The following is a 23908-nucleotide window of genomic DNA, read 5'->3' as shown; positions in this document are numbered from 1 at the left end:
AGGGACTGAACTATGAACGACCTGACCAAGTTCACGAACCAGATGGCGAAGCCCGAGACCTTCGATCAGATCCAGATCGGCCTGGCTTCCCCCGAGCGCATCCGCTCCTGGTCCTTCGGCGAGATCAAGAAGCCGGAAACCATCAACTACCGCACGTTCAAGCCCGAGCGTGACGGCCTGTTCTGCGCGCGCATCTTCGGCCCCGTGAAGGACTACGAGTGCCTGTGCGGCAAGTACAAGCGCATGAAGTACAAGGGCGTCGTCTGCGAAAAGTGCGGCGTCGAGGTTACCGTCACCAAGGTGCGCCGCGAGCGCATGGGCCACATCGAGCTCGCCGCTCCCGTCGCCCACATCTGGTTCCTCAAGTCGCTGCCCTCGCGCATCGGCCTGCTCCTCGACATGCAGCTCAAGCAGCTTGAGCGCGTCCTCTACTTCGAGAGCTACATCGTCATCGAGCCGGGCCTGACCCCGCTCGAGAAGTTCCAGCTGCTCACCGAAGACGAGATGCTCGACGCGCAGGACGAGTATGGCGAAGACGCCTTCTCGGCCGGCATCGGCGCCGAAGCGGTCAAGATCATGCTCATGGAGCTCGATCTCGAACAGGAGCGCGCGGACCTTCTCCAGGAGCTTGAGACGACCAAGTCGGAACTCAAGCCCAAGAAGATCATCAAGCGCCTCAAGGTCGTCGAATCGTTCATCGATTCGGGTAACCGTCCCGAGTGGATGATCCTTGAAGTCGTCCCGGTCATTCCGCCTGAACTGCGCCCGCTGGTGCCGCTCGACGGTGGCCGCTTCGCGACCTCGGACCTCAACGACCTGTACCGCCGCGTCATCAACCGCAACAACCGCCTCAAGCGCCTGATCGAGCTGCGCGCGCCCGACATCATCGTGCGCAACGAAAAGCGCATGCTGCAGGAATCGGTCGACGCCCTGTTCGACAACGGCCGCCGCGGCCGCGTCATCACGGGCGCCAACAAGCGTCCGCTGAAGTCGCTCTCCGACATGCTCAAGGGCAAGCAGGGCCGCTTCCGTCAGAACCTTCTGGGTAAGCGCGTCGACTATTCGGGCCGTTCGGTCATCGTGACCGGCCCCGAACTCAAGCTGCACCAGTGCGGCCTGCCCAAGAAGATGGCGCTCGAGCTGTTCAAGCCGTTCATCTACGCCCGCCTCGACGCCAAGGGTCTCTCGATGACCCTCAAGCAGGCCAAGAAGTGGGTCGAGAAGGAGCGCAAGGAAGTCTGGGACATCCTCGACGAAGTCATTCGCGAGCACCCGGTCATGCTCAACCGTGCGCCCACGCTTCACCGTCTGGGCATCCAGGCGTTCGAACCCGTCCTCATCGAGGGCAAGGCGATCCAGCTGCACCCGCTCGTCTGCTCGGCCTTCAACGCCGACTTCGACGGTGACCAGATGGCCGTCCACGTGCCGCTTTCGCTGGAGGCCCAGCTCGAAGCGCGCGTGCTGATGATGTCGACCAACAACATCCTCTCGCCCGCCAACGGCAAGCCGATCATCGTGCCTTCGCAGGACATGGTGCTGGGCCTGTACTACCTCTCGATGGACCGTGAGGGTGAACCCGGCGAAGGCATGAAGTTTGCCGACATGGCCGAAGTCCACCAGGCGCTCCAGATCGGTGCGGTGACGCTCCACTCGAAGATCGAGGCCCGCGTGCCGCAGACCGACGAGAACGGCGCGCAGTACATGAAGCGCTTCGAGACGACGCCGGGCCGCATGCTCATCGGCGAGTGCCTCCCCAAGAGCCACACCGTGCCCTTCGACGTGGTCAACAAGCTGCTGACCAAGAAGGACATCGGCGAGGTCATCGACCAGGTCTACCGTCACACCGGCCAGAAGGACACGGTCCTCTTCGCCGACGCGATCATGTCGCTGGGCTTCAAGAACGCCTGCCAGGCCGGTATCTCCTTCGGCATGGATGACATGATCATCCCCGCCCAGAAGGATCCGCTGGTCGCCGAGACCAAGGAACTGGTTGCCGACTACGAGCAGCAGTACCAGGACGGCCTCATCACCCAGCAGGAGAAGTACAACAAGGTGATCGACGCCTGGAGCCGTTGCGGTGACCAGGTCGCGAACGCCATGATGGACGAGCTCAAGGCCATGCCGATCGACCCGGAAACGGGCCGCCAGGCGCAGATCAACTCGATCTACATGATGAGCCACTCGGGTGCACGTGGTAGCCCGGCCCAGATGAAGCAGCTGGGCGGTATGCGCGGCCTCATGGCCAAGCCGTCGGGCGAGATCATCGAAACGCCGATCATCTCGAACTTCAAGGAAGGTCTGACCGTTCTTGAATACTTCAACTCGACTCACGGCGCCCGTAAGGGCCTGGCCGACACGGCTCTGAAGACCGCGAACTCGGGCTACCTGACCCGTCGTCTCGTGGACGTCTCGCAGGACTGCGTCGTCATCATCGACGACTGCGGCACCGAGCGTGCGCTCGAAATGCGCGCGATCGTCCAGGGCGGTTCGGTCATTGCCTCGCTTGCCGAGCGTATCCTGGGCCGTACCCTGGCCGAGGACATCCACGCCAAGGACGGCACGCTGGTTGCCGCCAAGGGCCAGCTCCTCGACGAAGCCGCGGTGGCTGCGATCGAGGGCACCGGCACCCAGTCGGCGCGCATCCGCTCGCCGCTGATCTGCGAAGCCGAACAGGGCGTGTGCGCGACCTGCTACGGGCGTGACCTTGCCCGCGGTACTCCGGTCAACATCGGCGAGGCCGTCGGCGTCATCGCCGCACAGTCGATCGGTGAACCGGGCACGCAGCTCACCATGCGTACCTTCCACATTGGTGGTGCGGCCCAGCTGAACGAAACCAGCCACCTGGAATCGATCTGCGAGGGTACCGTCCACTATCGTGACATCCCGACCATCACCGACAAGCGCGGCCGCAAGCTCTCGCTGGCCCGCAACGGTGAAGTCGTGGTCATGGACACCGAGGGCCGCGAGCGCGCCATGCACCGCGTCCCCTACGGTACCGTTCTTCTCCACGAAGACGGCGCCACGGTGGCCGAAGGCGAACGTCTGGCCGAGTGGGACCCGTTCACGCTCCCGATCATCACGGAAACCGGCGGTATCATCAAGTACCAGGACCTGATCGACAGCCGTACGCTGACCGAGCAGGTCGACGATGCCACCGGCATGACCAGCCGTGTCGTCACCGAGGACCGTTCGACGAGCCGTTCGAAGAAGAAGGAAGACCTGCGTCCGCGCATCACCCTTCTCGACGACAACTCGGGCGAATCCGCGCGCTACATGCTGGCGCCGGGTGCCACCCTCTCGGTCGAGGACGGCCAGATGGTCGAAGCGGGCGACATCATCGCCCGTGCCAGCCGCGAAGCCGCCAAGACCCGTGACATCACCGGTGGTCTGCCGCGCGTTGCCGAGCTGTTCGAGGCCCGCAAGCCGAAGGACAACTCGATCATCGCCAAGGTCTCGGGCCGCATCGAGTTCGTGCGTGACTACAAGGCCAAGCGCAAGATCGCGATCATCCCGGAAGAGGGTGAACCGGTCGAGTACCTGATCCCGAAGAGCCGCGTGATCGACGTGCAGGAAGGCGACTTCGTCAAGAAGGGCGACAACCTGATTTCCGGTTCGCCCGACCCGCACGACATCCTGGAAGTTCTGGGCGTGGAAGCTCTCGCCGAGTACCTCGTCGCGGAAATCCAGGAAGTCTATCGCTTGCAGGGCGTGAAGATCAACGACAAGCACATCGAGGTGATCGTTCGCCAGATGCTGCAGAAGGTCGAGATCACCGCGAGCGGCGACACCACGCTGCTTCCGGGCGAGCAGGTCGACTACGAGGAAATGAACGAGATCAACGGCAAGCTGAAGCCGGGCCAGCAGCCCGCCGAAGGCAAGCCGGTGCTGCTGGGCATCACCAAGGCCTCGCTGCAGACCCGTTCGTTCATCTCGGCCGCGTCCTTCCAGGAGACCACCCGCGTGCTCACGCAGGCGGCCGTGGAAGGCAAGAAGGACTCGCTGATCGGCCTCAAGGAAAACGTCATCGTCGGCCGTCTCATCCCCGCCGGTACCGGTGCAGGCATGAACCGCGTCCGCGTGGCCGCTTCCAGCCGCGATGCGGCCCTGCGCGCCTCCTACCGTCGCATGCAGGAAGCGCTTGTCGCGGCCGACAGCGCGGCGCAGGAACACGCCGCCGAGCTGCAGCGCGATCCTGCCGATGACCTCGGCAACGATCCGCTGGCCGCCGTCGAAGGCGAAACCCACGGCACCGATGCCGATGCGGGCGATTACCTGATCAAGGGCGACGAGGGCGACACCGAGGCCTGAGCCTCCCCCTCTCCCGCCTGACAGGCACGAAAAAGGCCCCGCCGGAGCGATCCGGCGGGGCCTTTTGCTTTGGGCGCCCCCGTTCGACCAAGTGCCGATTCTTCAGGTCCGGCGTCATGGCCTGCACGTCCCCTGCACGGTAGAAGAGATCCCAGTCACGCAACCATGGACCGCCTCATGCCGCTTTCCGATTCCAAGGTCTTCGCCGCCGCCACCGCCTCGGTCCTGGCCATGGCGATCCTGACTTTGTTCGCGGGTCTGGCCGACTTCGTCGAGCTCTTCGCGCGCTGAACGGGAAGACGGGAATTTCCGAGGGCCATCGCCCTCGGGCTCCCCAAACCGTTGAACTCACCTTTCACACGCCACCCTGGCCGAAAAAGGTGAGGTCGCCCATTTGGGGGTCAAGGGGCGATGGCCCCTTGAATCTATCTTCCTAGTCCGCAACGCCCAGCAACATCCGATCCCCCTCGATGGCAACACCGGGCAGCTTGGCGAGGAACGACTGGCCAAGCAGCGATACGTCGAGCCCTTCGGGCAGGATCGCCGCCTCCACACCTTCCGCGCTCAGGCCATCAACCTCGATACGCGCGAGCTTCACAGGTACGCCGTAGACCGTGCCACTGGCGCCCCGCCCGATCGGGCGCACGTCGTCCTCGTTCCAGTCGAGCCCGGCCGCATGGGCGTCCTCAGCCGTTAGAGCCACGATGCTGGCGCCCGTATCGACGAGGAAGTGAACGCTCTGCCCGTCCACCCGTGCGTCGAGATAGAAGTGCCCGTCGCCCGCGCGTTCCAGCACGCTGCCACCTGCAAGCCAGGCCTCCCGCCGGGCCTCGCCAGCGGCCGCCTCTGCGGCGGCTTGGGATGCTGTGACATCGCTCGTGGAAGTCGAGGTCGAGAGGCCCGGGGCCATCCAGCCGACCACGGCGGCGGTCAGGAGGAGAAGAACGATCGGTGCAGCGCGCATGGCGGCAATCTAGCTGGCGGACACTTCTTCCGGGTTAATGCCGCGCGGGCCGATGAAGCCGTGATGCGCGCCCGTTCCGGCAACGGCCGCCATGAGCCCTACGACAAGCGTGTCGAAGGCCATGAGAGCCCAGACTAGGGCGTCAGGCTGACCGAGTGCGGCGGTGTGGTTGGCCTCGTGCAGGAGTTGCAGGAAAAGCCAGGGCGGCGCGATGTAGAGCGCAATGCGCAGCGCCTTGCTCCAGCCCCGGACATAGGCGTCGCGCAGCCCGAAGGCGCGGTCTCCCAGAATACCCGCGATCATCAGCACCACGCCCGGCAGGCTGAGCAAGGTCAGTCCGAACCCAAGGACGAGACGTGCCGCGGGAGCGAAACCAAGCCCCAGACTCCCCGGGAGCGAGCACACAACCAATACGATCAGCCCCAGAGCCAGCGGTCGCCAGGCGACACCGGCGAGGCTCCAACCCGGACGCCCCAGGGCCCGGTTGGCCCAGACGCGCGCGGTAAAGAGCACGGCCAGCGGCAGGCCGACCAGCTTGGCCGTCCCATAGGCCCAGCGGGTGGGGTCCTGCGCCAGCGTGCGGAAGGCCTCGTCGCTGGCGAACATGCCCAGCCCGATCTCGGCCACGTGCTGGACGAACTCGGGCACCATCACCAGAAGGAGGGCAAGCGGTGCGAGCCGAAAGACCCGCAGCGCATCACGAAGGCTCAGGCCGAAACCGCGCAGTTCCGACCCGAGGCCGCTCACTCGGCGGGTTCCGCCGGAACCTTGCCCGCATCCTTGGCCGCTTCGTCCGCCGCCTCGATCTCGGCCGCCTTGGCTTCGACCAGCTTCACGATATGGTCGAGCATGTCCGCGTCCTCGACCGTGTGGTCGGTGAGGCCGGACAGGTAGACCATGTGCTTGCCGTTGCCCCCGCCAGTGAGGCCGATGTCGGTCTCACGCGCTTCGCCGGGGCCATTGACCACGCAGCCCAGCACGGAGAGCGAGAGCGGCGTCTTGATGTGCTGCAGACGCTCTTCCAGCGCCTCGACCGTGCGGATGACGTCGAAGCCCTGGCGTGCGCACGAAGGGCACGAGACGACGCGCACGCCGCGCGTACGAAGCCCGAGGGCCTTGAGCATCTCGAAGCCGACGCGCACTTCCTCTTCCGGCTCGGCCGACAGCGAGACGCGCAAGGTGTCGCCAATCCCGGCCCAGAGCAGGTTGCCCATGCCGATCGAGGACTTGACCGTCCCGCCGATGAGACCGCCTGCCTCGGTGATGCCCAGATGCAGCGGGCAGTCGGTGGCTTCGGCCAGACCCTGGTAGGCCGCGACCGCGAGGAACACGTCCGACGCCTTTACCGCCACCTTGTAATCGTGGAAGTCGTGGTCCTGCAGAAGCTTGATATGATCGAGCGCGGATTCCACCAGCGCTTCGGGGCACGGCTCGCCGTACTTTTCCAGGAGATCCTTTTCCAGGCTACCTGCGTTGACGCCAATGCGGATCGCACAGCCATTGGCCTTGGCCGCACGCACGACTTCGGCCACACGCTCGTCCGAGCCGATGTTGCCCGGGTTGATGCGCAGGCACGCCGCGCCCGCATCGGCCGCTTCGAGCGCGCGCTTGTAATGGAAGTGGATGTCCGCGATCAGCGGCACCGTCGCCGCACGGGCGATCTCCTTGAAGGCCGCGGTGCTCTCCACGTCGGGGCAGGACACCCGGATAAGATCCGCCCCTGCCTCCTCGCAACGGCGGATCTGGTCGATCGTCGCCTTGGCATCGGACGTGAGGGTGTTGGTCATGGTCTGCACCGTGATCGGGGCATCACCACCAACGGGAACACTGCCCACCATGATCTGGCGGCTCTTGCGGCGCTCGATAGTGCGCCAGGGACGGATCGAAGACATGGCGCCCTTATAGGGACATGCAGCCCTAGTTTGAAGCCCGTTTGCCAGAAACCTCGCTTGAACCTTCGCCCGTTTCGGGCATTCAGGTCTCCATGATCGAAACCAGCCTCTACGACCCGACCGACGACACCGAGACCGGCACGCCCCTCCTGTTCGGACGCGTGCTCGACGGACACGGCGGAGCACGCGCGGTTTCGTGGGAGGACGCGCAGGAATGGCGACCCGGCAAGCCCGGGGAAATGCTCTGGGTGCACTTGTGCCGCAATGCCGATGGCGTGGCGGAATGGCTGGGGGAAGGACTGGGCCTGCCCGAACCCACGGTCGAACTTCTCACCAGCGAGGACACCCGTCCGCGCGCCTTTCGCGAAGGCAACGCGCTGGTCGCCACGCTGCGCGGCATCAACTTCAACCCCGGCGCCGAGCCCGAGGACATGGTCTCGCTGCAGGTGTGGTGCGACGGGCGCCGCCTTGTCACCTTGCGCCGCCGCCCCCTGCAGACCCCGCGCGCGGTGATGGCCGAGCTCGACAAGGGCACCGGTGCGCTCGATGCGGGCGCGGTCATCACACTGCTGGTCGAGCACATGATCGCGCGCATGAACCGCTCGATCATCGACATGAACGAGGTGATCGACCAGCTGGAAGAGACCGATCCCGACGAGGATCCCGAAGCCATGCTCGACAAGATCGCGACGATCCGGCGCAATTGCCTCGGCCTCAAGCGCCACATGGCCCCGCAGCACGAAGCGCTCGAACGGATCAGCCGCGAGGCGCCGGAATGGTTCGAGAAGCACGACCGGCGCGAGATCGCCGAGACCATCGACCGTCTGCGGCGCTATCTCGACGATCTGGACATCAGCAAGGAAAGCGCCGTGGTCCTGCAGGACGACCTGCGCGCCCGCGCGGCGGCGAGCGCGGATCGCACCAGCTATCTGCTCACCATTGTCGCGGCCATTTTCCTGCCGCTCAGCTTCGTGACCGGGCTCCTGGGCATCAACGTGGGCGGCATGCCCGGCATGCAGGACCCCGATGCGTTCTGGGTGGTCGTGGCGCTGTGCGCGGCGATCCTGCTCGTCCAGCTGGTGATGTTCTGGAAGTGGAAGTTGTTCTGAGCCCTGTGCGACGTTCCCAAGCCGATCAGAGCGAGAGCGCGTAGAGGAACTCGTCGTCGCGCTTCTCGCCGACCATGAAGAAGATGTCGCCCACCTTCTCGAAGCCGTAGCGCTGGTAGAACTTCTGCGCGCCCGGGTTCTCCGAGTAGACCGAGAGCTGGATCTCGTCCGCGCCCTCGACCCGCGCCTTGGCCAGCGCCCAGTTCATCAGCTTGGCACCGATGCCACGCCCGGTCGCCTGCGGGTCGGTGTAGAGCTGCTTCAGTTCGATCGCCTTCGTCCCGCGCGCGTGCTCTGGCCAGCCGCAGGCAAGCTTGAGCTTGCAATAGCCCAGCAGACGCCCGTCCTCGAGCGCGAGCATGATCGGCATGGCCGGATTGGCGATCTCGGCCGCGACATTCTCTTCCGAATGCGCTTCGGCGAGGAAATTCGCCAGGTCCTCGGGGCGATAGAGGTGCCCGAACTTCGCCGTGAAGGAGCGCGCGCCCAGCTCGGCAAGGGCTACCGCATCGGTGGGGCCGGCTTCGCGAAGGTCCATTACAATTCCCGCGTCATGCACATCGAAAAATCGTCCGCCACATAGTCGGCAAAGGGCGGGCATTCAACGAAGCCGTGCGAGAGGTAGAGATTATGCGCGGGCACGAAGGCCTCCGGGCGCCCGGTTTCCAGGCTCACGCGGGTATAGCCGCGCGCCTTCGCCTCTTCCATGAGGTGCAGGAGCAGCGCACGGCCCGCCCCCTGGCGCCGGTAGGCGGGCGCAACGCGCATCGACTTCAGTTCACCATGGCCCGCGTCCAGGTGCTTGATCGCCCCGCAGCCTGCCAGACTCGCCCCGTCCCAGGCCGAGAAGAACGTGACGTCGGGCTGGCGCAGCCGCTCGGTGGGCATGGCATGGACGCTTTCGGGCGGGGACCACTGGTGCATTTCATCCAGGTGGAACTGGAGCAGCGCCAGGATGGCCTCACCCGACAGGTCGTCGCGGCGGATCGTGTAACGGGTGGGGGTCACCGGGTTTCCTCTGTGTTCTTGTCGGCCTTGCGCACGCCCATGCGCAGGCCCGCTTCGAGCCGCGCGCGCAGCTGGGTGTAATAGGCCTCTAGGAAGGCGCGTTCATCGCCCCAGCCATCGCTGCGGCCGATCTTGTCGGAGATGGTGTGGTAGACAGGCTCGATCGCCTTGGCGCGTTTGTCGCGCAGCACGCGTTCAAGTGCCTGGAGCTCGTATTCGCCGTAGACCGCCAGTTCATCCTCGCCAAAGCGGTACTTCGGGCCCTCCGACGTCGCGGCGGTGCTCGCCGCCTCAGCCGGAGCCTCCACCGACAGCGCCCTGGCCAGCTTGGGGCGGGGCGCCTGGACGACCCAGCTCCCCGCGATGACATCGCCTGCGCGCAACCCATCCCGGTTGAACAGCGGGAAAAGCATGAAGATGAGGAACCAGGCCGTCGCCGCAAGCCAGGCAAGTCCGCTCTCGGCTCCCGCCGAAGCGACGAAGACGATGGGCAGGAACAGCTCGATGTCACGCAGGAGGTTGCGCGCGATCACCATTTCGGGCGTCAACCGGCCGCCGTCGCGCGCGGCGATGCGAAGGCCATTGATGCGCTTGCCCGGCGTCGCTCCACGCGGGCCCAGTTCGAAGAACAGGAAGTAGGCGTTGCGGAACAGGAACAGGACGATGAGCCACACGACCAGCAGGAATTGGAGAGCATAGCCACTCGTCGTCCCGCTGGAGAGCGTGCGCTCGATCGACGCCGCGCCGCCCGCCATGAACAGGAGGCTGACCGAGACCACCGTGATCAGAAGGCCAATGAAAAAGAGGTCGAGCAGCAGCGCGCCGAAGCGCGCGCCGCGACTGGCAATGGCGATGGAGAGCGAAATGCCCTCAGGCGTCAGCAGCGTGCGGCCCAGGCCGGGGGCTTCCTTGCGGACCTTGCGCCCCTTGCGTTCCTTGCGGGCCATCAGCGCAGCCCCCCTTCCCCGGCGCGTTCCTCACGCCAGCGGCGGGTGCCGGGAAACGCGAAGAAGTAGGCGCACCACACGACCAGCATGAAGCCCCCGATGGAAAAACGCCCCAGGGTCGTGTCGACGAGCTGGCGTGCGAAGCCTTCCAGAAGCGCGGCGATCACAAGCATGAGGACCACGCCCACCATGACCACGGCCGCGCGCTGCCCGGCCGCCGCCGCCGCACTCAGCAGCGGCCTTGGCCCCGGAAAGGCAAGCGTGCGCCCGATATGAAGGCCTGCGGCGGCCGAGAGCAGGATCGCGAAGATCTCGGTCGTCCCGTGCACTGCGATCCAGCCTGCAAAATCGAGGGTCAGCCCGGCCCCGCTGTAGAGCCAGAGCATGGCGCCCAGAAGCGCCAGGTTCTGCACCAGCAGGAGCACCGACGGGATGCCGAAGGCGAAGCCCAGCGCGAAAGCCAGGATCGAGACCTGCGCGTTGTTGCTGAAAAGCTGGGCAGCAAAGACGCTGAGCCCGTTCTGGTCGGCGTTGTCGAACAGGGTCGCGCGCAGCATTTCGGGTGTCGCACCTGGAACGCGCGGCCCCGCCATCTCGCGCCCCACCAGCGCGAAGTACCATTCAGGATCGTTGGCGACGAGAAGCCAGCCTGCCGCAACCGCGGCAACCAGGATCGCAAAGCAGGCCGCGACATCGGCGCCAATCGCGCGCACCGCCGCACTCCAGCCCCCGGCAAAGAAGCTGCGCAGCCAGCCCGCCAGCGAGGTCCGCGGCCCGTAGACCACGAACCAGGCGCGCTGGACGAGGGTTTCCAGATAGGCCACCGTCGCGGCATCGAGCGAGGTCTCCCGCGCGACCGAAAGCCCCGAGGCCGCCGCACGGTACAGCCCGGGCAAGGCCAGCAGGTCCTCGTCCGAGACCTTGCGCAGGCGTCCCTTCTCCATCTTGCGCACGATGGCCTCCAGGCGCTGCCAGTCGGCCTCGCGCTCCAGGCGGAAGCGGTCCGAACGCAGCGCCGCGCTCTCGATGGCGCCAAGGGCCGAAGCCGCCTGACCGTTGTCCTGAACGCTGCCGCTCATCCGATCGCTCCTGCGCGCTTGATCTCGAGATAGGCGTCGATGAGGCGCGGCCCGATGGCATCGTAAGGTGCCTCGATGACGTCGACGCCCATCTGCTGGAGGCGCTTCAGGACCAGCGCTCGCTCACGCAGCAGGAGGTCTGCGGCGACCGCCTCGGAGAGGTCCTGGAGCGAATCGGGTTCCTTCGCCGAGAGCGTCTCCAGCTCATCGTCGACCAGCGTCACGAACAGCACGACATGGCGCGAAAGCAGGCGCCCCACGCTTTCGATCATCAGCTGCGCACTGGTAAGATCGGTGAAGTCGGAGAAGACCACGATCAGCGAACGGCGCTGGAGCTGGCCCGACAAGGTGGCGAGCGCGAGCGTGAAGTTGGGCTCCTGCGCGCGGTACTCAAGCTGCGCCGCGGCGCGCTGGAGGCGCAGGAACGCGCCCTGCCCGGTCACGAACGGCGTTCGCACCTCGGGCCTTGCGGCAAAGCCGAAGAGCGCGATCTTGTCCCCGCCCTTGAGCGCGACATAGGAGGTCGCAAGCGCGGCAGACACCGCGCGGTCAAGCCGGGGCATGCCGCGCACCGGGCCGCTCATCGCCTGGCCGCAATCGAAGGCGAAGACGATCTGGTTGTTGCGCTCGGTCTCGAACTCCTTGGCGTAGAGATGCGAATGGCGGGCCGAAGCCTTCCAGTCGATCCGGCGCCGGTCCATGCCGGGCTGGTATTCGGCCAGCGCCTCGAACTGGGTGCCCTCGCCCCGCATCCGGCGTGCGATGAGGCCAAACTGCGCGTCCTTGAGAAAGGTCTGCAAGGCGGGCGAGCGCACCGCCGCGACATTGGGCCAGATGCGCACCTCGCGCTCCAATGCGCCGGTGAACTGCCGGGCGCCCAGTCCGAGCGGCCCCGTCCAGCGCAGCCAGACCCCGCCCAGACGTGCGGTACCCCGGCGCGTGGGCGCAAGAACACGCCCTCCCCGCCAGTCTGCCCCGTCCGGCGTCAGCGCGATCTCGCAGCGGCCTTCCGGCACGAGGCGCGGATCGCCCTCAACCACCAGCAGCATCGCACGCGCACGGCCTCCCAGCATCGCGGCATCGGCGTGCAGGACGAACTCTCCGCCCACTTCGCAGTCCTCGGCAAAGCGCAGCGCGAGTAGCCCCAGCCGCCCGGCCAGCTGCGCGTCGATCAGGACCAGCGCGAGCACAACCAACGCGGCCACAGGCGCGATCAACCAGGCCTGCGGAGCCGCCGCCCCGATCACCAGGGCAATCGGTGCGACCAGCGCCAGGGCCAGAACCGCACGCCCGGTCGGCAGCACCGGCAGGGTGCGCCCCTCGGGGCGATGCACCTGCCCGGCCGCGGCCACGGAGCCGTGCTTGATGGGAAGATCGGCCGGAGCGCTCATTGCCTCAGCGCGGCGCCTCGGTCTGCGCGACGAGGTCTTCGACCAGCGCCTCGACCTGCTTGCCCTCGATCTCGGCGGCAGGGCTGAGCAGCAGACGGTGGCGCAGGACGGACGCGGCCAGCGCCTTCACGTCATCGGGCAGGACGTACGCGCGGCCATCCAGCGCGGCGCGCGCCCGTGCCGCGCCTGCCAGCAGGACCGCGGCACGCGGGCTGGCCCCACTGGCGAGGTCCGCGCTCTCGCGCGTCGCGCGCACCAGACGCACGATGTAGTCGGCCACTTCGTCGGCCAGCGTCACGCCGCGAACGGCCTCGGCCGCCGCGTCGAGCTGTGCAGGCGTGGTGACCGCCGCAATGCCGAGGTCCGCCGGGGAGGCCGCGCCCTTGTTCGCACCGAAGCGCGCCACGATCCCCAGTTCCTCTTCCAGCGAGGGGTAATCGACCAACTGCTTGAACAGGAAGCGGTCCAATTGGGCTTCGGGCAGCGGGTAGACGCCCTGGCTCTCGATCGGGTTCTGCGTCGCCACCACCATGAAGTGTGCCGGCAGGGCATGGCGTTCGCCATCCAGGGTCACGCGGCGCTCCTGCATGGCTTCGAGGAGCGCGGCCTGCGTCTTGGGCGGCGTGCGGTTGATTTCGTCGGCGAGCAGCAGATCGCAGAAGATCGGACCGCGCGTCAGCGTGAACTGGCTGGTCTGGAAGTTGAAGAGGTTGGAGCCCAGGATATCGCCCGGCATGAGGTCGGGGGTGAACTGGATGCGCCCGAAATCAAGGCCAAGCGTCGCGGCAAAGCACTGCGCCAAGAAGGTCTTGGCCGTGCCCGGGGGGCCTTCGAGAAGGACATGGCCCCGGGCCATGAGCGCGATCAGCAGGTGGTCGATGGTCTCGGCCTGGCCGACCACGGCCTTGCCGATCTCATGACGGATCGCGTCGGCCAGCCGGGCCACCTCGGCCAGCGGCAGGCCGTCTGTGGCCGGCGCCGCAGCGGGCGGGGTCTCGGAAAGCGGGGCCTGGTCGTTCATTGCGTCAGTGTCCTTTCGAGCGCGTGGAGATCACGCGCGGCCTTGAGGATGTCGTGGGGACGGTGCGCGGCGCGCAGGCGCGCGGCGACCGCCGAAAAGGGTTCACGCTCCGGAGCCCGGGTGGCCAGGGCACGGTCGATGGCGGCCTCTGCCGCCTCGTTATCGAGGGCGCGCGGCAGAGCCAGAGCCGCCATCAGGCGCGCACGGGCGCGCGCCGCGTACGGTTCGCGCAGCAGGTGATAGCGGCGCGAACGGCGCACCAGCCCGGCCGCGTTGGCAACGAGCGCCTTCTTGCCGAACGCGAGGGCCCTCTCCGGCGTGGCGGGCGGACCGAAGCGCACGAAACCGCGCCAGCCGACCAGCAGTGCGGCCAGCAGCAGGCACAGGCTCACGCCTGCAAAGGGCGGTGTCACGGCCAGCGTCAGCAGGTTCTTGGTCTGCCCGAAGCCGTTGAGCGTCAGGTCGAAGACGATGGGCCCGTCCTCGTAGATCTCGAGCCGCTCGAACAGGTCCTCGATCAGCGCGGCGCTCTGCGGGCGGGCCATGCCGAAATTGTCGAGAAGATCGGGCTCGAAGACGAGCACGAGCGGGTAGCGGTCCTCATCGTCGACCTCGCTGCGGCGCGGGCGCTGCGCGACTTCTTCCAGGTCGGGATAGCTGCCGCCATCATCGAGAAGCGCGGCCAGGATCTGCCCCTTGCCATTGGTCACCAGGGGAATGAGCCGCTCGCCCTCACCCCAGGCCAGGAGATGGTCCTGCGGCAGGCGCCCGGCCACGCCCAGCCCCTTCCAGCGCGCGGGATCATCCGTGCCTGCGGCGGCCTTCTCCTCGGCACCGCGCCCCAGTCCCACCGCAACATCGTCGAGGAACCCGCGCCATTCGGGCGGGCGGGCGGAAGCCAGGTTCACCCAGCCGCGCTCGGCCTTTTCCTCGCTACGCTGCTTGTCCGTCACCGGCGTCGCCACCCACTTGGGCGCGACCACCAGCGTTGCGCCCTTGTAGCGGTGCGCCGAGACGATGCGGTCGATCTCGCGTCCGTCGGCATCTGCAGGCGGGGTCAGGATGAGCAATCCATCGGGATTGAGATCGTCCGGGCCATGGCCCATGTCGACATCGTAGCCGCGCGCCTCCAGGTACTGCGCCATGGCGGCATAGCCGTTGAGCCCGCGTCCCTGGGCATGGCCGCCCCCGTCATTGCCCGAACCAAAGCCCGTCCCCGTGCCGATCATCCACAAGAGGAGGACAAACAGCGCGCCGCCCGCCAGCACGATGCCCAGCACCGCACGGCGCGAGAAAGGATTGGGCTGTGCGCTCGCAGGCCCCGCGACAGGGATCGCATGGGTGCTCATGCCGCTGGCGTCCCTTCGCGGAAGTGCAGCCGGGCAAAGTCGGCATAGGCCTCGCGCGCGGCCTGCCAGTCGCCCGCGTCCAGGTCGCGCAGCGCGAAGAGGCTGCGCTCGACCCGTTCGGCAATGACCGTGAAGGCGCGGCGTCCGGCCTCGGGCAGGACCTTTAGCCCTGCGATCTCGCGCGCGGTGGAAGCCGGCCCCAGCCAGTCAGGCCGCTGGTCGGAAATCTGACGTACACTGCGGCGCAGGAGCAGATGCGTGGCCTCGCCATAACGCCCCTGTGCCGCCAGCCGGTCGGCATCGGACAGGAGCGCCTCGGCCTCGGCCCGCACAGGCACCCAGGCTTCCGGCTCCTCCCCAACGCTGCGCACGCGGCGGTTCTCCCACCAGACCGATCCGATCCGCCACAGCACGTAGAGCAGCAGGAGCGCCGCGAGCGCCAGCAGGACCCACTGGAAGATCCCCCAGGACATGCCCAGCAGCCGTCCGATAGGCGCAAAGATCGCCTCGAGGATCCGCCCCAGGACCTGCAGCCAGGCGGGCGTTTCGGGAATGGGCACTTCGGGATGGGGCACGGGCGCGAACTGGATCTCGCCCGAGGCGCGCACGGCCTCCCAGTCGGCGCGGGCCTGTGCCGCTGCGGACCCTGCCGCGATATGATCCGCTCCGACGCTCACCGGTGTCTAGTTGGCATGGGGGTTCCGGCGGCGCAAGAAGCCCTCGCGCCATTCCCGGCAAAAGCACTTCAAAAGCCGACGAAAATCACCGCCCGGCCAGGCCAACCGAGGGTCTTACCCGCGCGGACGTGCCAGCCGGTAGGTGCCCAGCGGGCGCACGTACTTGCAGTGGAACGCCAGTTCCTGCATCGCCCGGTCCACCCGCTCCTCGCCCGGCGCGCCTTCGATATCGACGTAGAACTTCGAGGCCGCGAAGCTCGCGCCGGTCTGGTAGCTCTCCAGCTTGGTCATGTTGACCCCGTTGGTCGCAAAGCCCCCGAGCGCCTTGTAGAGCGCGGCCGGCACGTTGTTCACCTCGAAGATGAAGGTCGTCATCGTCTTCTGGCCCTGCAACGTGAAGGGGTCGAGCGGCTCGCGCGCCAGCACCACGAAGCGCGTGGTGTTGTCGTCCGCGTCTTCGACATTGTCCTCCACGATCTGCAGGTCGTAGAGCTCGGCCGCCAGCTTGGGCGCGATCGCGGCCAGCGTGGGATCGCCCATTTCGCGCACATAGGCCGCCGCGCCTGCGGTATCGGCATAGGCCATCGGCACGATGCCCTTCTCGCGCAGGTAGCGGCGCGACTGGCCGAGCGCCTGCGGGTGGCTGTAGGCTGCCGTGAACGGCCCCTGCCCCAGCGCCATCAGCGCGTGGTTGATCGGGGTGAAGTGCTCGCCCACGATCGAAAGTCCGCTTTCGGGCAGCAGGAAGTGGATGTCGGCCACGCGCCCGTGCTGCGAGTTCTCGATGGGAATGATCGCCCGCTCGGCCCGCCCGTCGCGCACCGCATCGAGCGCATCCTCGAACGAGAAGCAGGGCAGCGGCAGACACTGCGCGTCGTACTCGAGCGCGGCGCGGTGCGAATTGCACCCCGGCGCCCCCTGAAACGCGACGGCGCGGTCCGGTGCGGCAGAAGCCGCATCCGACATGGAGGAAACCTGTGCGAGGGCGGGTTTGGGATAGGAACTCATGGTGCGCGCGCGTTTACGGCGCTTTCCCGCCATGCGCAACGCAAACCGGCATGCCCGCGAGGCCTGTCATGCAACCGGACCGAACAATCTGTAACTTCGTCAAATGCGCAATCGGTCTTGCGCTCAAAGCCCCGGAACACTAGAGCCCAATGCCATAAAGAGCGAAAATACGTTTAAAGGTGGGGGCATTGCGAGGGGCTTTGTGAATGGATAATCGTTTCAATACCATCGCGGGCTGGGTGCTTGGGGCAGGCGCACTTGGCCTGGGCCTGACTATCGTCAGTTCGATGTATTTCGGTGCCGACAAGCACCACCGTCCGGAAACCATGGGCTACGCCATCGAAGGCCTCGAGGCCGAGTCGGAAGATTCGGGCGAAGTGCCGTTCGCGACGCTGCTGGCCAGCGCCGATCTTGCCAAGGGCGAAGCGTCCTTCGCCAAGTGCAAGTCCTGCCACACCATCGAATCGGGCGGCGCCAACGGCATCGGCCCCAACCTGCACGGCGTTGTGGGTGAAGGCGTCGGCACGGGCGCAGGCGGCTTTGCTTTCTCCGACGCGCTCAAGAGCGTGGGCGGCGAATGGACGTTCGACAAGTTGAACGAGTGGCTGACCAGCCCCAAGGCCTTCGCCCCGGGCACCAAGATGACCTTCGCCGGTCTCGCCAAGCCCGAGGAACGCGCCAACCTCATCGCCTGGCTCAACACCCAGGGCTCGAACCTGCCGCTTCCCGAAGCGCCCGCGGCCGAAGAACCGGCCGAGGATGAAGCCGCCGAGGCGGACGCTGCTGCCGAGGGCGAAGCTGCCGCCGAAGAGGCTGCCGAGGAACCCGCCGCAGCCGAAGACGCCGTCGCCGGGTAAGCTCAGGGCATGATGATATCCGGTGCGCTTCGGCGCATTGGTGGAAAACGGTCCGCGAACGCCGCCGAGTCGTTCGCGGACCGTTTTCGTCTGCATAGAAGAACGGGCCGAAGAACTGGGGAAGTAAGGATCAAGACAAGGGGTCATCACCCCTTGACCTCATAGCCGCCTACCGCAGCTGGCAGAGGTGAGATAGACGGTTATGGGAGCCCGAGGGCGATGGCCCTCGGAAATCATCCTGGTCTTGAACTTTTGGATCCCCAGCGAGGGGCTCTACCCCTTGAACCCCTTGGCAATCACGTACCACTCCGAGGAGTCCTTACGGCTCGCCGGCGGCTTGGCGTGCTTGACGCTGGTAAAATGCTTCTTGAGCAGCCCAAGGAGCTGCGCATCGGTGCCGCCCGCCAGGACCTTAGCGACGAACGCGCCGCCCGGTGCCAGCGTCTGGATCGCGAAGTCCGCCGCGGTTTCCACCAGGCCCATCGTGCGCAGATGGTCGGTCTGCTTGTGCCCCACGGTGTTCGCCGCCATGTCCGAGAGGACCAGATCGGGTGCGCCGTCGAGCGCCTCCTCCAGCGCAGCGGGCGCTTCGTCGGCCATGAAGTCCATCTGGAAGATCGTCACGCCCTCGATCGGATCGGTCGGCAGCAGATCGATGCCCACCACCGCGGCCTTGGGGCACTTGAGGCGGAGCACCTGGCTCCAGCCACCCGGCGCGATGCCCAGGTCAACCGCGCGGGTCGTGCCCTTGAGCAGGTCGAACTTCTCGTCGAGCTCGATCAGCTTGTAGGCCGCGCGGCTGCGATAGCCGTCGGCCTTGGCTTTCTTGACATAAGGATCGTTGAGCTGGCGGGTGAGCCAGCGCGCGGACGAAGTGGTCCGCTTCTTGGCGGTCTTGAGACGTTCGCCCGGATCGCGTCCCGAACGGCTCATCGCCCTGCCCCTGCACGCGTCATCGCGTCCCTTTCCGTATGTGTTGGCGCCCCTGTGGACGGCCGAGTTGTCTGCGACGAGATAAGGCTGCGCAGGATTCCCTCGCGGATGCCACGATCCGCAACACCCAGGCGCTCGGCCGGCCATAGGTCGAGAATCGATTCGAGGATAGCACATCCCGCCACGACCAGATCCGCGCGCTCCTTGCCGATGCAGTTGAGCTCACGCCGGTCCTCGATCGCCATGGTCGAGAGGCGCGTGCTGATATCGCGCATCGACCGCGCCGGCACGATCAGGCCGTCAACCATGCGCCTATCGTATTGCGGCAGCTCCAGGTGCAGGCTGGCCAGTGTCGTGACCGTACCGCTCGTGCCCAGTAGCCGCAGCGGGCCGTTGCGCCCGGCGCTGCCCCGCGCGCCCGAGATACGCTGCGCGAAATCGGCGAAACTCTCGCTCACAAGGCTGTGCATGTGGCGATAACGCGCCAGTCGCTCGGCCTCGCAGGTCCCTTCGGGCCCCACGCTTTCGGTGAGCGAGACCACGCCCCAGGGCACGCTTTGCCAGTCGAGGATGCGCGGCACCGTCCCGGTACTCTCGATCAGCACCAGCTCGGTCGATCCACCGCCGATATCGAAGATCATCGCTGGCCCCATGCCTTCCTCGAGCAGCACATGGCAGCCCAGCACGGCCAGACGTGCCTCCTCGCGCGCGCTGATGATGTCGAGCGCGATCCCCGTTTCCTGGCGCACGCGCTCGATGAACTCGGGCCCGTTCTCGGCCCGACGGCAGGCTTCGGTCGCCACCGAGCGCGCCAGATGGACATTGCGCCGCATGAGCTTCTCGGCACAGATCTTGAGCGCGGCAAGAGTGCGGTCCATGGCCGCATCCGAAAGCCGCCCCGACTGGGCCAGCCCCTCACCCAGCCGGACAACGCGGCTGAACGCGTCGATCACGGTGAAGTGCTGTCCGGACGGCCGCGCGATCAACAGACGGCAGTTGTTCGTGCCAAGGTCGATCGCGGCAAAGGACTGACGTGACGCGCCCTCGCGTCCATTCCCGCTCGCCAAGGCCTTGGCGTCCGGCACCTTGCGATCGGACACCCCGCCGCCACCTGGCCGCTCGGAAGATGCCTTGCGCACGGCTGCGCGCCCTCGCGCCAGCTCGCGCGGGGACGCATCGCCAGATCCATCGCGTGCCTGGGACGCCCGGCCTTCGCCGGAGCGCCGACGGGACGCACCGCGCCCGCCACTGTCGGGACCGGAGCCCCTCTTCTCGTTTCGTTCGCGCGGCACTGCGCCTGCCACGGGCACGGACGTCGCCTGCGACGCTCCCTTGCCCACGGCTGCCCCGTTCGCGGACCTGGAAGACTTCCCCTTCCGGCCCTTGCGCCGCTTGGAAGCGCGGCGCGGGACATCGACTTTCGCGGCCGGCGGATCATGCTCCGCCATTTTCACCAAATCTCGTTCAAATCTTCCCACCCTGGCGGTGGGCACCTGCCGCGATGCTAACCGCCCGCGGACAAAGGAGCAAGCCCGATGCAAATTTCCCCTTGACCCGAATCACACCACCCCCTAGAGGCGCCTCTCCAACGATGATGCCCCGTCGTCTAATGGTAAGACTACGGATTCTGATTCCGTCTATCGAGGTTCGAATCCTCGCGGGGCATCCAAAATTTTATCCCTTGACACCAAACCTTGCCCGGAGCGACACGAAGTCTGCCCGCAAGCGGTCTTGGGTTAAACATTCGCCAGCCATCAGTTAGACGCGAAGCACCCCTCGGCAACATTCAAGTGAACGCGACCGCAGCCAGGCAAAGCCTGCCCGCGCAGTTGTGTGCAGCTTACTCTTGCGCCTCCGTCGCCAGGTGACCTGGATGGCCTGATCGGGCCGAAAGGAGAAGGACGGGTTTTGGCCTCAGAAAATGGCGAAGCAGACATTCACGCTCAAAGCGCATAGTCCCCTTCGGCCCAAGAGCCGACCTTCGCACCAGGCGCGGCAGATGGCAGGGCCCAGTCCCTTTCTGACAGGCAGAATTACTGGTGTTTTTCGAAGAATATGAATGTGCAGAACTCAGGTTATCTCGTTTTTTAATATAATTCTCTGAGTGTCGACATCATAAAGATACCGATGCAAGGTCCCCTCTTCGATCAGCTTAGCTGCCTGACCGACGTGTTCTGGCAAGACATAGAACCATTCCTTAGGACGCACCTTCTTTCCGAACCTATCTGTGACGAATAGCTTGGCAGGACGAGCCCCTGCGAAGAAGCGGTGAAGCAGGTTCTCGACTTTGTTGCGCGACAGATTTTGCAGACTGTAGGTCGCGACGATCTCCACCGGCGCGAGAAGAAACGTCGGATCGTTTCTGGCGTCTGCAACTCGGCGGGATACATCTTGGCTGGTGACGCCGATCTTATGTAAGATCATACGCTGTCCTTTGATCTCAGGATTTTCGGATCGGGAGCGGGCAACATAGATCGTTCCCGACAGTTCGAGCTGATCGTTTTCCCATTCAGGATCAAGTGGCCCGAGGCCAATCTTCTGGACCATGCGAGCAGTCTTGTCGTCATTCAGGGATTTTCGGAACGACGACATGAGCGGGTCGCTCTCTGTGCCGTTTGAAAAGATGACGCGAAGTCGATGGTCGCGCGCGCCGCCACGAGCGGTCATTTCCGACTTCTCGGCAATCATGGCGAGCAAACCGTTCCTTATGAAGAAGTCTCCTTCGATCGGCTCGATCACTGACCATTTCCGTATAGGGCTTGCTTGGCGCTCACCTGCCTCCAAGCCGTGCTGGACCGTCTCAAAGCGCTCGCGGAACCGCTCGAAATCCTGGCAGGGTACGAAGTCCGCGCGATGATCAGGAACGTGCCTTTCTGCAGCCGGTGTGGTGTGCTTGAGGCTGACCAGTGACGGATCAACATCAAGATCGTCATCAGCAAAGATGTCATCCAGGCTGTTGGGAATACTAGCGTCGACAGGCTCATCTTGCCATGAACGCGACGTTGGGGTGGCGGAGTCGCTTAGCAGTAGCAACCGATCCGCAGCCCGCATCTGATCGGTGGGAGCCAACTTTACGGTGCCCCAGATTGCTCCAAGGCGCATCTCGTCATGATCCATTGCGCCTGGATCGGGGAGGCGCGAATGACGCTCATAGAAGGCGGTTACTTCGAGCAAGGCTGCGACGCCACGATCCTGCGCAGGACCACCGCGCCCCGCGCGAGGTTTGACATCCAACAGGCCGAACTCGTCGTTTTCCGCGAAAATGTCTTCCAAGCTCGGGCGCGACATCAAATAGCCCCCTCACGCAGGCGTTTGGCCTTTTCGGCCTTCAGCCAAGCGAGTGCCTCTGCCATGCGCTTTTCAAGCGGATTGGCGGAGTGAACATTAGGCTCACGCCCTTCGGCAGCGCGGAATGCCTTGATGCGAGGCCAAAGCGTCCGGGCCTCATCGCCGGTCATGTTTACGCGCAAGGCAACCATCGCTGACTGGACATGCGACAGCAGCTCGGAGTTCAGCGATTTCGATGCGACCTCGAAGCGCTCCTGGAAGGTGTTCACGCTGTCAATTAGCTCAATGTCGATGTCCCGGACGTTGATGAATTTCCGGACCATCTCCAAAAGCGTATTCGGTGCGCTGGCGGGTTCGCCATCATCGTCGTCACCGCTCGGCTTCGGGGGCGAACCGCTCAAGGGCGCCTGCCCCTCAGCAAAACCGCGTTCTGCTTCCCTCCGCGCCAGCGTCAGGACGTTCATATGTGCCGCCAGATGCTGACGGACGGATTCTGCTTCCTCGGGATCAAGCGCCTCATACCGCTTCTCGATGATATCGGTCAGCACCATCTGGGTTGCAACCTCGGGGGCCGTGTCAGGCGACAGTACCCGCCGGTCCATCTCCTGATAGGCAGTCGCCATCAGATCATTCATGTCCTTTTCGCAGATCTCGCGCGAACGGTCCGTGGGCGGCTCGACCAGTCCCTTGACGCCGATGGTGACATTGCCTTCATCGTCTGTGCCCATGGGCGCGCGCACGTCGCCATCTTCGCGGCGGTAGAATTTGAAGTTGGGGGCCAGTACCTGCTCCATCAGAAGCGACCCGGAGATCGCCTTGAGCATGTCGTTTACCGCATCCGTTACGACGCCTGTTTCGACGCCGGGTTCGGCAACGAGATTGGTGAACAGCGCGCGGGGCTTACCCGGCGCGTCGCGGGTTGCGCGCCCGATAATCTGCACGATCTCGGTCAGGGATGACCGATAGCCGATTGTCAGAGCATGTTCACACCAGACCCAGTCGAAGCCCTCCTTGGCCATGCCGAGGGCAATGATGAAGTCAACCTTGGCCCGGTCCGCTACGTCATCGCGTTTGCCATCCGGCCCTTTGATCTCGCGCGACAGCGCGGCTTTCACGATATCGCGGCCCGGCCCGTCATCTACCAAGTCCGCCACTTTCAGCAGCCCGCCATCGGGCTTGCGCACCAGATCAAACCCCGTCTCAGGATCACGCCCCTCATGAGAGCCCAGCAGGTCGAGGATCTTGCCCACCTCGTTGAACTTGTCATCGAACGCCTCGGACGAGCCACGATGCGGGATGTGGATGATCGTTTTTTGATCAGGCTTCAGCACGCCTGGCAGCCCGTTGACGTAATTGCCCTTGTAGAACTCGTAGTTGATCCCGAGCGCCTTGAGCCAGGCGTAGCCCTCCAGCTGCTCGTAATAGCTGTAGGTGATCTTGGTGAAGCGATCTTCGTCCTCGGGACGAAGCACCGGATCGGCATCGCCACGGAAATAGCTGCCGGTCATCGCCATCACATGGCACTCGGCGCGATTGATCAGGCTGCGCAGGATCACTCCCAGCCTGTTATTGTCCGAAGCCGACACATGGTGGAATTCGTCGATGGCAATGAAGCAGTTGTCGAAGGCCTCGATCCCCGTGGTTTTGATCACCTCGTCAAAGCCGAAGCGGAAGGTGGCATGGGTGCAGACCAGCACCCTGGCATTGCTCTCCATGAAGGTCTGGAAGGCTTTCACCTTCTGTTTGCCGGCATCCTCGCCGGTCAGGCAAAGGTTCCAGCAGTCATCGACCTCCCAATCTGCCTCGAAGCCATAGCTGGTCAGATCGGTCGAGCGGAACGAGCCGCCGATCGAGGTTTCGGGCACGCAGACGATGGTTTTGTCCAGCCCCTGATGGCGCAGCTTGTCGAGCGCGACGAACATCAGCGCGCGGCTCTTGCCCGCCGCTGGCGGCGCTTTCAGCAGCAGGAACTGCGCTGCACGGGCAGCATAGGTGCGGGCCTGCATCGGGCGTTGACCAAGGGAGTTCGTTGTCGACTTGGAGGTGCCATAGGTGACATTGACCATCTGAACCATTT

19 protein-coding genes and 1 tRNA gene are annotated in these 23908 nt (G+C 65.4%); 4 read left to right on the top strand and 16 right to left on the bottom strand.

Annotated features, from left to right (window positions below; all coding sequences use genetic code 11):
- Positions 1–12: 12 nt before the first annotated feature.
- A complete protein-coding gene (gene rpoC / locus HT578_RS15165; RefSeq protein ID WP_039389266.1) occupies positions 13–4308 on the top strand; it encodes a DNA-directed RNA polymerase subunit beta' in 4296 nt (1431 codons plus the stop codon).
- Between the two features lie 433 nt (positions 4309–4741).
- Here the strand turns inward: rpoC and HT578_RS15160 are convergent, their stop codons facing one another.
- Genes HT578_RS15160 through ispG form a run of 3 tightly spaced genes read right to left on the bottom strand, consistent with a single transcriptional unit; the run spans position 4742 to position 7164 of the window.
- Positions 4742–5272, bottom strand: a complete 531-nt coding sequence (locus tag HT578_RS15160; RefSeq protein ID WP_213500493.1) for a retropepsin-like aspartic protease family protein — start codon at positions 5270–5272, stop codon at positions 4742–4744.
- A gap of 9 nt (positions 5273–5281) precedes the next feature.
- Positions 5282–6019: a hypothetical protein gene (locus HT578_RS15155; protein ID WP_213500491.1), complete on the bottom strand. Its 738-nt coding sequence runs from the start codon at positions 6017–6019 to the stop codon at positions 5282–5284.
- Positions 6016–7164 (bottom strand): flavodoxin-dependent (E)-4-hydroxy-3-methylbut-2-enyl-diphosphate synthase, encoded by a 1149-nt coding sequence (gene ispG / locus HT578_RS15150; protein WP_213500489.1) that lies wholly within the window; start codon positions 7162–7164, stop codon positions 6016–6018. The genes HT578_RS15155 and ispG overlap by 4 nt, the downstream gene beginning before the upstream one ends.
- Positions 7165–7256: 92 nt before the next feature.
- On the opposite strand from ispG, the gene HT578_RS15145 reads away from it, so the two are divergent.
- A complete protein-coding gene (locus HT578_RS15145; protein ID WP_213500487.1) occupies positions 7257–8273 on the top strand; it encodes a zinc transporter ZntB in 1017 nt (338 codons plus the stop codon).
- A 25-nt stretch (positions 8274–8298) separates the two neighbouring features.
- Here HT578_RS15145 and HT578_RS15140 read toward each other — a convergent pair whose 3' ends face one another.
- The 9 genes from HT578_RS15140 to HT578_RS15100 all read right to left on the bottom strand — a co-directional run bounded on the left by HT578_RS15140 (position 8299) and on the right by HT578_RS15100 (position 16753).
- Entirely contained in the window at positions 8299–8811 is a 513-nt protein-coding gene (locus HT578_RS15140) for a GNAT family N-acetyltransferase (RefSeq protein WP_213500485.1), read from the bottom strand.
- Positions 8811–9281, bottom strand: a complete 471-nt coding sequence (locus tag HT578_RS15135) for a GNAT family N-acetyltransferase (RefSeq protein WP_239026314.1) — start codon at positions 9279–9281, stop codon at positions 8811–8813. Before HT578_RS15135 ends, HT578_RS15140 begins: the two co-directional genes overlap by 1 nt.
- Positions 9278–10228: an RDD family protein gene (locus HT578_RS15130; protein ID WP_213500483.1), complete on the bottom strand. Its 951-nt coding sequence runs from the start codon at positions 10226–10228 to the stop codon at positions 9278–9280. The genes HT578_RS15135 and HT578_RS15130 overlap by 4 nt, the downstream gene beginning before the upstream one ends.
- Positions 10228–11307, bottom strand: a complete 1080-nt coding sequence (locus HT578_RS15125; protein WP_213500481.1) for a stage II sporulation protein M — start codon at positions 11305–11307, stop codon at positions 10228–10230. The genes HT578_RS15130 and HT578_RS15125 overlap by 1 nt, the downstream gene beginning before the upstream one ends.
- Positions 11304–12698, bottom strand: coding sequence for a DUF58 domain-containing protein (locus tag HT578_RS15120; protein ID WP_213500479.1), 1395 nt, complete (start codon positions 12696–12698; stop codon positions 11304–11306). Before HT578_RS15120 ends, HT578_RS15125 begins: the two co-directional genes overlap by 4 nt.
- A 4-nt stretch (positions 12699–12702) precedes the next feature.
- Positions 12703–13719 (bottom strand): AAA family ATPase, encoded by a 1017-nt coding sequence (locus HT578_RS15115; RefSeq protein WP_213500477.1) that lies wholly within the window; start codon positions 13717–13719, stop codon positions 12703–12705.
- Positions 13716–15068 carry a DUF4350 domain-containing protein gene (locus HT578_RS15110; RefSeq protein WP_213500475.1) on the bottom strand — a complete coding sequence of 451 codons (1353 nt, stop codon included), beginning with the start codon at positions 15066–15068 and terminating at the stop codon, positions 13716–13718. The genes HT578_RS15115 and HT578_RS15110 overlap by 4 nt, the downstream gene beginning before the upstream one ends.
- The gene (locus HT578_RS15105) at positions 15065–15745 is read right to left on the bottom strand and encodes a hypothetical protein (RefSeq protein WP_213500472.1); all 681 of its coding nucleotides are present in this window, start codon (positions 15743–15745) and stop codon (positions 15065–15067) included. The genes HT578_RS15110 and HT578_RS15105 overlap by 4 nt, the downstream gene beginning before the upstream one ends.
- Positions 15746–15859: 114 nt before the next feature.
- Positions 15860–16753 carry a prephenate dehydratase gene (locus HT578_RS15100; protein WP_213500470.1) on the bottom strand — a complete coding sequence of 298 codons (894 nt, stop codon included), beginning with the start codon at positions 16751–16753 and terminating at the stop codon, positions 15860–15862.
- Between the two features lie 206 nt (positions 16754–16959).
- Here HT578_RS15100 and HT578_RS15095 point away from each other — a divergent pair, with 206 nt between their 5' ends.
- Positions 16960–17610, top strand: coding sequence for a c-type cytochrome (locus tag HT578_RS15095; protein ID WP_213500468.1), 651 nt, complete (start codon positions 16960–16962; stop codon positions 17608–17610).
- Between the two features lie 273 nt (positions 17611–17883).
- Here the strand turns inward: HT578_RS15095 and HT578_RS15090 are convergent, their stop codons facing one another.
- Both HT578_RS15090 and HT578_RS15085 read right to left on the bottom strand, forming a co-directional pair.
- The gene (locus HT578_RS15090; protein WP_039389288.1) at positions 17884–18543 is read right to left on the bottom strand and encodes an RlmE family RNA methyltransferase; all 660 of its coding nucleotides are present in this window, start codon (positions 18541–18543) and stop codon (positions 17884–17886) included.
- Positions 18540–19991: a Ppx/GppA phosphatase family protein gene (locus tag HT578_RS15085; RefSeq protein WP_213500466.1), complete on the bottom strand. Its 1452-nt coding sequence runs from the start codon at positions 19989–19991 to the stop codon at positions 18540–18542. The genes HT578_RS15090 and HT578_RS15085 overlap by 4 nt, the downstream gene beginning before the upstream one ends.
- A gap of 147 nt (positions 19992–20138) precedes the next feature.
- Here HT578_RS15085 and HT578_RS15080 point away from each other — a divergent pair.
- Positions 20139–20212 (top strand) — tRNA-Gln (locus HT578_RS15080).
- Positions 20213–20613: 401 nt separating this feature from the next.
- Here HT578_RS15080 and HT578_RS15075 read toward each other — a convergent pair.
- Positions 20614–21831, bottom strand: a complete 1218-nt coding sequence (locus HT578_RS15075; RefSeq protein WP_213500464.1) for a GIY-YIG nuclease family protein — start codon at positions 21829–21831, stop codon at positions 20614–20616.
- Positions 21831–23906: a DEAD/DEAH box helicase gene (locus tag HT578_RS15070; protein ID WP_213500462.1), complete on the bottom strand. Its 2076-nt coding sequence runs from the start codon at positions 23904–23906 to the stop codon at positions 21831–21833. The genes HT578_RS15075 and HT578_RS15070 overlap by 1 nt, the downstream gene beginning before the upstream one ends.
- Positions 23907–23908 lie beyond the last annotated feature (2 nt).

Origin of the sequence: Novosphingobium decolorationis (assembly GCF_018417475.1) — a bacterium.
GTDB classification, from domain to species: Bacteria; Pseudomonadota; Alphaproteobacteria; order Sphingomonadales; family Sphingomonadaceae; genus Novosphingobium; species Novosphingobium decolorationis.
Note: the sequence above shows the minus strand (reverse complement) of the source record. Positions and strands in the feature narration are given on the sequence as shown.

Coding starts and splice junctions, on each gene's coding strand:
- HT578_RS15160 (WP_213500493.1), bottom strand. CDS start 5,272: ATGCGCGCTGCACCGATCGTTCTTCTCCTCCTGACCGCCGCCGTGGTC.
- rpoC (WP_039389266.1), top strand. CDS start 13: ATGAACGACCTGACCAAGTTCACGAACCAGATGGCGAAGCCCGAGACC.
- HT578_RS15085 (WP_213500466.1), bottom strand. CDS start 19,991: ATGGCGGAGCATGATCCGCCGGCCGCGAAAGTCGATGTCCCGCGCCGC.
- HT578_RS15075 (WP_213500464.1), bottom strand. CDS start 21,831: ATGTCGCGCCCGAGCTTGGAAGACATTTTCGCGGAAAACGACGAGTTC.
- HT578_RS15095 (WP_213500468.1), top strand. CDS start 16,960: ATGGATAATCGTTTCAATACCATCGCGGGCTGGGTGCTTGGGGCAGGC.
- ispG (WP_213500489.1), bottom strand. CDS start 7,164: ATGTCTTCGATCCGTCCCTGGCGCACTATCGAGCGCCGCAAGAGCCGC.
- HT578_RS15120 (WP_213500479.1), bottom strand. CDS start 12,698: ATGAGCGCTCCGGCCGATCTTCCCATCAAGCACGGCTCCGTGGCCGCG.
- HT578_RS15110 (WP_213500475.1), bottom strand. CDS start 15,068: ATGAGCACCCATGCGATCCCTGTCGCGGGGCCTGCGAGCGCACAGCCC.
- HT578_RS15145 (WP_213500487.1), top strand. CDS start 7,257: ATGATCGAAACCAGCCTCTACGACCCGACCGACGACACCGAGACCGGC.
- HT578_RS15090 (WP_039389288.1), bottom strand. CDS start 18,543: ATGAGCCGTTCGGGACGCGATCCGGGCGAACGTCTCAAGACCGCCAAG.
- HT578_RS15115 (WP_213500477.1), bottom strand. CDS start 13,719: ATGAACGACCAGGCCCCGCTTTCCGAGACCCCGCCCGCTGCGGCGCCG.
- HT578_RS15125 (WP_213500481.1), bottom strand. CDS start 11,307: ATGAGCGGCAGCGTTCAGGACAACGGTCAGGCGGCTTCGGCCCTTGGC.
- HT578_RS15070 (WP_213500462.1), bottom strand. CDS start 23,906: ATGGTTCAGATGGTCAATGTCACCTATGGCACCTCCAAGTCGACAACG.
- HT578_RS15130 (WP_213500483.1), bottom strand. CDS start 10,228: ATGGCCCGCAAGGAACGCAAGGGGCGCAAGGTCCGCAAGGAAGCCCCC.
- HT578_RS15140 (WP_213500485.1), bottom strand. CDS start 8,811: ATGGACCTTCGCGAAGCCGGCCCCACCGATGCGGTAGCCCTTGCCGAG.
- HT578_RS15100 (WP_213500470.1), bottom strand. CDS start 16,753: ATGAGTTCCTATCCCAAACCCGCCCTCGCACAGGTTTCCTCCATGTCG.